The sequence below is a fragment of the Mycobacterium sp. genome, assembly GCF_052143115.1.
In the GTDB taxonomy this organism is placed as follows: Bacteria; Actinomycetota; Actinomycetes; order Mycobacteriales; family Mycobacteriaceae; genus Mycobacterium.
In genome coordinates this window covers 1-5,107 of the sequence record NZ_JBKQTQ010000130.1, presented here as the reverse complement: position 1 = coordinate 5,107, position 5,107 = coordinate 1, and the positions used below count along the sequence as shown (strand labels likewise).

Below are 5,107 nucleotides of genomic sequence, written 5' to 3'. Positions count from 1 at the left end.
TTCAACTTCTGGACCCGATCAAGACGGTCCGGGCGAGGTGGGACTTTCTACGGCAACTCCATGACCGAGAGGCGTTGCTGCCCAGGGAACAGCAACGCCGCTTCCTCGAGGTGGAGGGCTGGGTGGCATGGTCGGGTCCCGCGGTCGCCGAACTGTTACGGCAGTTCGTGGTCCATAACCGCATGATGGCCGGCGGCGCCGTGATCGATGGCACGTTGATCACGCTCGCGGAAATCACCTGTCCGGTCCTTGCGTTCGTCGGCGAGATCGATGACATCGGCCAACCCGCATCCGTGCGAGGAATCCGGCGGGCCGCCCCCCGCGCCGAGGTGTCCGAGGTGCTATTGCGGGCAGGTCACTTCGGGCTCGTTGTCGGATCGACCGCCGCCACGCACACGTGGCCCACCGTCGGTAATTGGGTGCTGTGGCGAGACGGTCAAGGGCCCAGGCCGGAGAGCGTGCATGCGATGGAGGCCGACCCCAGCGTCGGGATCGATGGCGATGTCGGGCTGTCGTCGCGTATCGGTCACTCGGCGGGTGCGTTGGCCGAGCTGGGCATCGGCGTGAGCCTGGGGTTGGCCGACGCCGCGATGGGGGCGGCGCGCAGCGGCAGGGAGGTCGCCGGGGAGGCCGCGCGTACCCTGCCTCGGCTCGCCCGCCTCGGGCGGCTGCAGCCCCATACCCGGGTGTCGCTGGGCGGGTTGATGGCCGAACAGGCGAACAGAGCGCCCGAAGAGGAATGCTTCCTCTTCGAGGATCGGGTCCACACCAACGCGGCGGTTGATCACCGCATCGACGATGTGGTGCGCGGCCTCATCGCCGTCGGTATCCGTCAGGGAGCCCACATCGGTGTGTTGATGGATACCAGCCCCAGCGCCGTAGCCGCGATCGCGGCACTGTCGCGGCTCGGCGCGGTGGCGGTGTTGCTACCCCCGGACGATGACCTCGCCGCCGCCGTCCGCCTGTGCGAGGTGGCCGACATCGTCACGGACCCATACCATCTGGCGGGGGCCGCCGCGACCGGCGCCAGGGTGCTCATCCTCGGTCACGGCCGCACCGCGGACCCCGGCCGGACGGAGTCGGACCGGGTCGTCGAGGTGGACCGCCTCGACCTGTCCGCCGAGCGGCTGCCGCAGTGGTATCGGCCGAACCCGGGCCGGGCAAGTGATCTCGCCTTCGTGTTCTTCAGCACGACGGGAGGGCGCCGAGTGGTCAAGGAGGTCACCAATCATCGGTGGGCGCTGTCGGCCTACGGCACGGCCACTGCCGCCGCACTAGGCCGCCGTGACACCATCTATTGCCTGACCCCGCTGCACCATCCGTCGGGTCTGATGGTCGGCCTCGGCGGCGCGGTCGCCGGCGGGTCGCGCATCGCCTTGACCCGGGGCGTCGACCCAACCCGGTTCGCCGACGAGGTCCACCGTTACGGGGTCACGGTAGTGTCCTACACCTGGGCCATGCTGCTCGAACTAGTGGAGGCGACGTCGCCCGAGCTTCAGGAACATCACCCGGTCCGCCTGTTCATCGGAGCCGGAATGCCGACCGGGCTGTGGCAGAAGGTCACCGACCGATTCGCCCCGGCCCGAGTGCTTGAATTCTATGCATCCACCGAGGGGGACGCGGTGCTGGCCAATGTCGCCGGCACGAAGATCGGGGCCAAGGGTCGGCCGCTGCCGGGCAGCACCGAGATTCGGCTCGGCGACTACGACGCCGCGACGGGCCGGTTCATCGAGGATGACCACGGTTTCGTGCGTCCCTGTGCGGTCGACGAGGTGGGCGTGCTGCTTGCAAAGCCGCGCTCCGGACACGATGCCGCGAGCGTGTCGATGCGCGGGGTATTCGCCAAGGGAGACACCTGGATCACCACGGACCACCTGTTTCGCCGCGACAGCGACGGCGACTACTGGTTCGTCGACAACAGGAACACCGTGATCCAGTCGGTGTGCGGACCGGTCTTCTGCCAGCCGATTTGCGACGCCCTCGGCGACATCATGGTGATCGACCTGGCCGTGGTCTATCCCGTTGCGACCGACACGCACGACGTCGCGGTCGCGGCCGTGACGCTAGGCAAAGGCGGCGTCCTCACCGCGGCTAGCCTGACCACCGCGTTGGGCGGCCTCCCCCGGGACCAGCGTCCCGCCATCGTCCACATTGTTGACCGCATACCGCTCACACCCTCCTACCGCCCACTGTCGACCGCACTACAAGAGGCCGGTCTGCCGACGCCAGGGGAAAGGACCTGGTACCACGACCTCACCGACGGTCACTATCGACAATCGGCCACCGCCGTCGACGAGCCAGCACCGTCTAGCCCCAGGGAGCCGCTGCGCCTCTAGGCGGGCCACTCAGCGGCCAGCCCGAGTAGTCTGGTCGGCATCGCGGCGCTCTCAACCTCGCCGGCCACCTACTTCGCTGCGTGGCCCATCCGCAGCGCGTGTGGCAACGCACCGGGGTTGGGCGGCAGGGTTCGGGGTCGACGCATCAATCCATGGGTTCCAGCCGACTTGGTCGATGGTGTCGCTGCCGAGGTTTAGCGAGTTGATGCCGTAGAACGTCGACGGCTAACGCAGCCGAACGAACGGGGGGTAAAGGCTAACCCGACTTGCCGGCATCAGGTGGTTGTAGTTACGCCGCTCGGGCCTCGACCACGCTGAGGGGTGAAGCGGTTTGCACCACCCGTGTCATCTGGAATCCGGCTTGGCTGAGCAGGTTTCGGTATTCGGCGGCGGTCCGTTCGCGGGCCCCCAAATTCAGTAGCATCTCCAAATCCACCCATTTTCCCGGGAAGTCACGGTCGTGGTCAGGGATGACCAATTCGACCAGCAACACCGTGGCTTGGGGGCCGGCTGCCGTGCGAACGTTACGCAGGATCTGCAGTGCCTTTTCGTCGGGCCAGTCGTGGATGATGTTCTTGAGGATGTAGGCGTCACCACCGGCCGGAACGCTGTCAAAAAACGACCCCTCCGCGATACACACCCGGTCGGCGACTTTGTGCTCGCGCAACAGGCTTGGGGCGCTCGCGACAACCCGCGGCAGGTCGTACAGTACGCCCCGCGAAGCCGGCGCCCCCGCCAGGATGGCGGCCAGCAGTGGGCCGTGCCCACCGCCCACGTCGACGATCGTGGGGTAGGCGCTGAAATCGTAACCGGCGACCACCGGCCCGTCCGTCAGCTCCGAAACACTCGTCATCGTCTGGTTGAAAAGTTCGGCAAGCTCGGGCTGCCCGGCGAAGTAGTCAAAGCTCTCCTTGCCGCGCAAGGCCGGGACGACCGTGCGCCCGGTTCGGATCGAATCCACCATCAGGGTCCAGCGTTCGCGCTGCTCCTGCGACCCGTAGAACTGCGCCGCCCAAGTCATCGAGATCGGTGCGTCCGAACGCAGGGTGCCTGCAAGGGAATTCAGCTCATAGCGTCCGTCGCGGCGATGACGGAAGATGCCCTTGCTAATCAAGGCCCGCAGCAGCCGGCGTAGCGCGTCCGGGTCCGCGCCCACCCGGGCGGCCAGCTCCTCGATCGGCAGCGGGCCGTCGGTGAGGGCATCGGCGACACCGAGTTGGGCCGCCACAGTGATCGCCTGTGACGTCCAGGTGGCAATGATCATCTCCATCATTGCTGCTGGCGCGGGTGTCAGCCGTTGATGGAGCCGATACAGGTAGTGGCGAATCCACTCGACAACGCGGGCCAGCTTGGCGGGTGGCACCTTGGTGGTCTTGGCGGTCGAAGACATCGCCCCACCTTCAGGGTTCGTGCGGGGCGACTCGTTCAATTTAATCATTGGCATGGACAAGATGGGTGGTTGTCGCGGCCCCGAGGTCTCGGCTGATCTCCGCGGATATCCGTCGGTGGCTTACCGAACGCAGAAACGTTGTCAGTGCCCAGGTCATGAACCGGTCCGAGATCAGCGCCGCCGGTCTCAGTACGGACTCACTGCGAGACACTTGCAGCGTGGTCACCCAGGACACGGCCTTGACCTTGCGTCGCCTGGTGTTCTCGTACCAGCGCAGCGCGCTCGAGAGATCACCGTTGCTGCTAGGCACCCCTTTCCAGCCCTTTCGGAAATCCGAAAGCGCCTTGCACAACACCATCGTGTCGAGCAGCGCCTGATTGGTCCCTTGCGCAAGGGTGGGCGGCATCGTGTGTGCGGCATCTCCGAGCAACGTAACTGCGCCTTGGCCCGAGCGGGGGATTGGATGCCGAAAATGCGGGAACGGCGAACGGGCCAGATCCTCGTCGGTCAATGTCGCGAGTACTTGATCGACCGAGTCGGACCATCCTTTGAAATTGGACCGGATCATATCGATCGGACGTCCCGGTCTGACGAAGTCGGGCGACCATGGCAAATCGAACCACCACTGCACATCCGAACCTCCAGCCGACCACAGGCCAAGGCTTCCGTGCTCGCCGATAATCATTTGTGCGACGTGCTTGTTGGCGACGTGTGGAAGGGTGACCAGTCCTTGCCAGCTGCACCAGCCGGTCGGCTCCGCGGATTGCGCGCCGACGATGTCTCGAACCATTGAATGCAGGCCATCCGCACCGATCAAGAGATCTCCTTCGGCCCAGCTGCCGTCTTCGAACTCGAGGCGAACTCCGTTTTGCGTACTGACGACCCCGACCGCGCGGGCATTGCACGAGATGCGATCGGCCGGAAAGCCTTCCAGCAGCCGTTCAAGCAGGACTCGACGTGGGACCATCCGAACGGGTGCGCCCAGCCGGTCCACGATCGCAGTCAGGTCCATAGTGGCGACCGGGCGACCCGTGGATGTCGTGACCCGCAGGGTGGACAGCAGCTGACCGGCCCCATCCATGTCGACCCCCAGCTGCCCCAGAACCGTTGCGCCATTGGACCAGATGGTTACGGCGCCGCCACCTGCCTTCACATCCGGTCGCCGTTCGAAGACGGTGACGTCATGTCCGTCGCGCAATAATCCCCGAGCAATGGAAATGCCGCCCACACCGGCGCCGACAACGAGGATCCGAAGCGACCGGGTCGACGGCGCGGTGGGCATTGACATCAGGTTCGCGGAACGCACTTCAGTCCTCTGCGTGCCGTTGGTAAGCCCATTGCTCAAGTCGCGCTTGCAGCTTCAGCAGGCCAAATCCAGCGA

Annotated in this window: 3 protein-coding genes; 1 reads left to right on the top strand and 2 read right to left on the bottom strand. The window is 65.8% G+C overall.

Features of this window, described 5'->3' with window-relative positions:
- The coding region (locus tag ACLQI9_RS14110; protein WP_442391790.1) for an AMP-binding protein at window positions 1-2,336 on the top strand (2,336 nt) is incomplete at its 5' end.
- Window positions 2,337-2,625: 289 nt separating this feature from the next.
- On the opposite strand, the gene ACLQI9_RS14105 is transcribed toward ACLQI9_RS14110, so the two are convergent.
- Both ACLQI9_RS14105 and ACLQI9_RS14100 read right to left on the bottom strand, forming a co-directional pair.
- Entirely contained in the window at window positions 2,626-3,726 is a 1,101-nt protein-coding gene (locus ACLQI9_RS14105; protein ID WP_442376442.1) for a methyltransferase, read from the bottom strand.
- A gap of 40 nt (window positions 3,727-3,766) precedes the next feature.
- Complete coding sequence (locus ACLQI9_RS14100) at window positions 3,767-5,008, bottom strand: FAD-dependent oxidoreductase (RefSeq protein WP_442376446.1); 1,242 nt, start codon at window positions 5,006-5,008, stop codon at window positions 3,767-3,769.
- Between the last annotated feature and the right edge of the window lie 99 nt (window positions 5,009-5,107).

Coding starts and splice junctions, on each gene's coding strand:
- ACLQI9_RS14105 (WP_442376442.1), bottom strand. CDS start 3,726: ATGTCTTCGACCGCCAAGACCACCAAGGTGCCACCCGCCAAGCTGGCC.
- ACLQI9_RS14100 (WP_442376446.1), bottom strand. CDS start 5,008: ATGCCCACCGCGCCGTCGACCCGGTCGCTTCGGATCCTCGTTGTCGGC.